Raw genomic sequence first — 3,858 nt, forward strand, 5'->3', positions numbered from 1 at the left:
TCGCACGCGATGAGCGCGAGCAGCCACACGAGCACCGCGCGCTGCCGCAGCGCGTGCGGGCGGCGCGCGACCGGTGACGACGGGGGCCGGGTGCGATCGTCCATCAGTTCGGGTTCGCCGGAACGGGTTGCAGGCGCATCACCGAACGGTCGCCGTCGGCCTGCCGGATCGCGACGCTGCGCAACACGTCGCGCGTGCCGTCGAGCGTGATCGTGCTGACGACCTTCAGCATCCGCGAGTCGAGCGGCGTGAGCGTCAGCGTCCAGTCGTCGCCGCGCCCGGCGAGCGCGACCTTGTACACCTGCTCGAGCGCGAAGCGGTTGCCGGCGAGCGTCGCGCGGATGCTGTCGATGAACGCGCCGAGTTCCGGATAGCGTGCGAGCGCGAGCGTGTATTTGCGGTTGTTGCGCTCGACGGTGAGCATGCCGCCGTCGACGACGAGGTGTTCCGGCTTCGGGCTCAGCGTGTGCTTCTCGAGATGGTCGGGCGCGACGAACACGAGTTCGCCGGACGATTCGACCGGCTGCGTCGCGATCGACAGGTATTTCGTCTCGGTGAACGTCGCTCGTCCCGACTTGTGCTGCGCGAGCGTCGACATCAGCCGGTCGAGCGTCCACGCGGGCACCGCGTCGGCCGCCTGCACGGGCGCGGCAGCCAGCGCGATCGCGCTGGCGGTTGCCGCGACGGCGACGGCCAGCGTGCGGACGGCGTGACGCAGCGCGGACGGGAGCGTGGGCAGGCGGCGGCGAACGGCGGTCATGCGTCGGAATCCCTCGTGGCGGACAGGCCGGCACCGGCGCGCGCCGCATCGCTGCGTGCGGTTACGGTCGCGGCATCGCCGCCTTGCCAGAAATCGAAATAGTTGAACCAGTTGTACGGTGCCGCGCGGCAGTACTTGTCGAGCAGCGCGACGTAGCGCGCGAGCGCCGCGTCGACGGCCGCCGCGCGTGCGTCGCGCCGCACGTCGGAGAAATCGGCGAGCGTCTCGAAGTGCACATCGTAGCGGTTGCCGTCGCGATAGAGGCCCGTCATGAAGATCACCGGCCGCTTCAACATCGCGGCCATGTAGAGCGGCCCGAGCGGGAACGCGGCCGGCGCGCCGAGCAGCGGCAGCCGCCGCAGCGACGCGGCCGCGTCGTCGAGCAGCGTGCGGTCGGCGAGCATGCCGACCATGCAGTTCGCGTCGAGGCGCTCGCGTACCTTCAGCATCGAGTCGACCTGCCCGAGCGGAATCACTTCCGGCTGCGCGGCGGGATTCACCGCGGCGAGCGTCGCGTTGATCTTGCGCGCGTTCTTCTCGTACATCGTGACGACCACGCGCAGGTCCGGGTGCGTGCGGCCGATCGCGCGCACGACCTCGAAGCTGCCGAGGTGCGCGCCCATCAGGAACGCGCCGCGTCCGCCGGCGAGCGCGTCGTCGACGAGCGTTTCGCCGTGCAGCCGGATGTCGAACAGGTCGAAGCGTCCGTTCATCAGGTAGATGCGGTCGTGGATCGTCGCCGCGAACGTGAACACGTGCCGGTACACGTCGCGCCAGCGCGCGGGGCGGCCGAGCACGCGGCGCAGGTAGTCGCGCGACGCCGCACACGCGACCGGCGAGAACAACACGAAATACGTTGCGATCAGATGCAGCACGACACGCGCGCGCTGCCGGCCGAAGCGCAGCGAGATCCACGTCATCGTGCGCAGCAAGCCCGCATTGCTGCGCTCCTGGCGTTCGGCCCACGCGGTGCGCTTCATGGCTGCGCACCATCCTGCGCGGCCGGCGGCGCGGACAGCACGCCGCTCGCGACTTCGCGCGCCCCGGCGCGCAGCGTGAAGCGGATCGTGCCGCTGGCTGCGGCGTCGTACGCGAGATCGAGCGGTTCGCCGGGGGCGACCGGGCTCAGGAATTTCGCGGACCTGAGGCGCCACGTGTGCAGCGGGCGGTTCAGCGCCGTGCCGATCGCCTGGATCGCGTGATCGAGCAGCACGACGCCCGGCACGACCGGATGGCCGGGGAAGTGGCCGGGCAGTGCCGGATGATCGGCGGGGATCGTGAACCCGAGCGCAGGCGCAGGCGCGGGTGTGCCGGCCGCGTCGCGTACGGGCGTCGGTGTCGCTGAAGTGCGCGCATGTTGCGCAACGAGCGCGGCGAGCACGTCGCGCGGCAGCTTGCCCGTTTCGTTGCGCGGCAGCGCGTCGACGAACACGAGCGGGCGCGGCATGAACGCAGGATCGATTCGTTCGCGCAGCGCGCGCTGCAGGTCGGCTGCCGCGAGCGTCGGTGCGACGACCAGCGCGACGAGACGCGTGACCGGCTCGAGGCCCGCATCGGCGTGTGTGGGCGCGGTTTCGTCGGGCATGAAGAACACGCCGTCGATCACCTGCGGAATCGCATTGAGCTGATGGTTCAGGTACGCGAGCGACGTGCGCTTGCCGGCGATGTTGACGAGGTCGGCCTTGCGGCCGTGCAGCAGGAACCGACCGTCGCCGAGCAGTTCGAGCGCATCGCCCATCGGCACGGGCGCCTCGACGTGCCCGCCCGATACCCAGATCGTCGGCTCGCCGTCGTCGCTCTCCGGTTCGTCGCGCGCGTCGAGCCGGATGCCGGGGAACAACGCCCAGGTCGCGCCTTGCGACGTGCGGCGCGTGGCGATCTGGCCGGTCTCGGTGCTGCCGTAGATTTCGACGAGCGGCGCGTCGAGCGCGGCCTCGGCTTCGCACGCGAGCTTTTCCGACAGCGGCGCGGTGGCCGACAGCACGAGCGCGGCGGGCGGCAGCGCATGGCCGGCCGCCAGCAGCGCACGCAGGTGGATCGGCGACGTGACGAGCACGCGCGGTTGCGGGATCGCGTCGAGTTCGTCGCGAATGTCGACCGGGTAGAACGGCTGGCGGTTGCTGAACGCGAGGCCGCCGATCAGCGCGAGCAGCACCGTCGACTCGAAGCCGTACATGTGCTGCGCGGGCACCGTGCCGATCAGCGTGGCCGCACGCCCGTCGAGCAGCCCGAGGCGATCGGCCGCCGCGCGCACGCAGCCGACCAGGAAGCCCCAGGTCTTGCGGTGCGGCACCGGCGCGCCGGTCGAGCCGGACGTGAACACGTAGGCCATGATCCGCGCTGCATCGATCTGCGGGACGGTGAGCGGTGCATCGCTCGCGAGCTCGCCGGGGGCGGCATCGGGATACGCGAAGCGCGGCAGGTCGATCGCGCAGTCGGGCGCGTCGTGCAGGCAGAACGCGTCGGGCGCGAACGATGCGAGCTGGCGGACCATTTCCGGCGTGTGCGTCGACGGCAGCAGGCTGATCTTGCCGGCGACGAGCGCCGCGCACAGGCTGACCGCGAAGCGGTAGCGGTCGCGGCAGACGTTGAACACGTGGCCGCCGGCGGGCAGCGCGGCGGCCACGCGCGCGACGTCGGCGACGAATGCGCGCACGGTGACGGGCGCGCCGTCGCGCCAGGCGATCGTCTGGTCCGGCGACGAATGAAAAACCAGCGGGTGAGTCGGCATAAATCGGTCAAAACGGGAGCGAAGGCCGGCGCGCCGCATGGCGGCGCCGCGCCGGCCGTGAATTCATCGTGACGGCTGCGAGGCGTGGGTCGTCGCGCGATACGCGCGCACCGCATCGACCATGCGCGGTCGCGGTTCATCCGGCAGTGCGAAGCGCCGGCATGCATGCTCGGCGGCGAACATCACCGCGACGAGCGGCAGCGACAGGTAGTTCGCGAAGGTCGACCACGTGACGATCGGCGCGGTCGCGAACAGCAGCGTCGACACGGCGGCGATCGCGACGAAGAACAGCGTCCACGCGAGCGTGATCTGCCGCGTGTAGCGCGCGACGGCCGGCGTGATCGCGCCGTGGATCATCGTCGCGAAG

3 protein-coding genes and 1 pseudogene are annotated in these 3,858 nt (G+C 71.1%); all 4 read right to left on the reverse strand.

All coding sequences use genetic code 11. The annotated features are described in order from the left end of the window. Positions 1-103: 103 nt before the first annotated feature. Complete coding sequence (locus G3N99_RS36210) at positions 104-760, reverse strand: outer membrane lipoprotein carrier protein LolA (protein ID WP_174942341.1); 657 nt, start codon at positions 758-760, stop codon at positions 104-106. Next, on the reverse strand, positions 757-1,740 hold the full coding sequence (locus G3N99_RS36215; protein ID WP_174942343.1) for an acyl-CoA synthetase: 984 nt from the start codon (positions 1,738-1,740) through the stop codon (positions 757-759). Before G3N99_RS36215 ends, G3N99_RS36210 begins: the two co-directional genes overlap by 4 nt. Then, positions 1,737-3,491 (reverse strand): acyl-CoA synthetase family protein, encoded by a 1,755-nt coding sequence (locus G3N99_RS36220; protein WP_206124767.1) that lies wholly within the window; start codon positions 3,489-3,491, stop codon positions 1,737-1,739. The genes G3N99_RS36215 and G3N99_RS36220 overlap by 4 nt, the downstream gene beginning before the upstream one ends. A gap of 63 nt (positions 3,492-3,554) precedes the next feature. Then, a pseudogene (locus tag G3N99_RS36225) lies at positions 3,555-3,858 on the reverse strand (hypothetical protein); the annotation flags it as partial.

Origin of the sequence: Burkholderia sp. Ac-20392 (assembly GCF_017104585.1) — a bacterium.
Classification (GTDB): Bacteria; Pseudomonadota; Gammaproteobacteria; order Burkholderiales; family Burkholderiaceae; genus Burkholderia; species Burkholderia lata.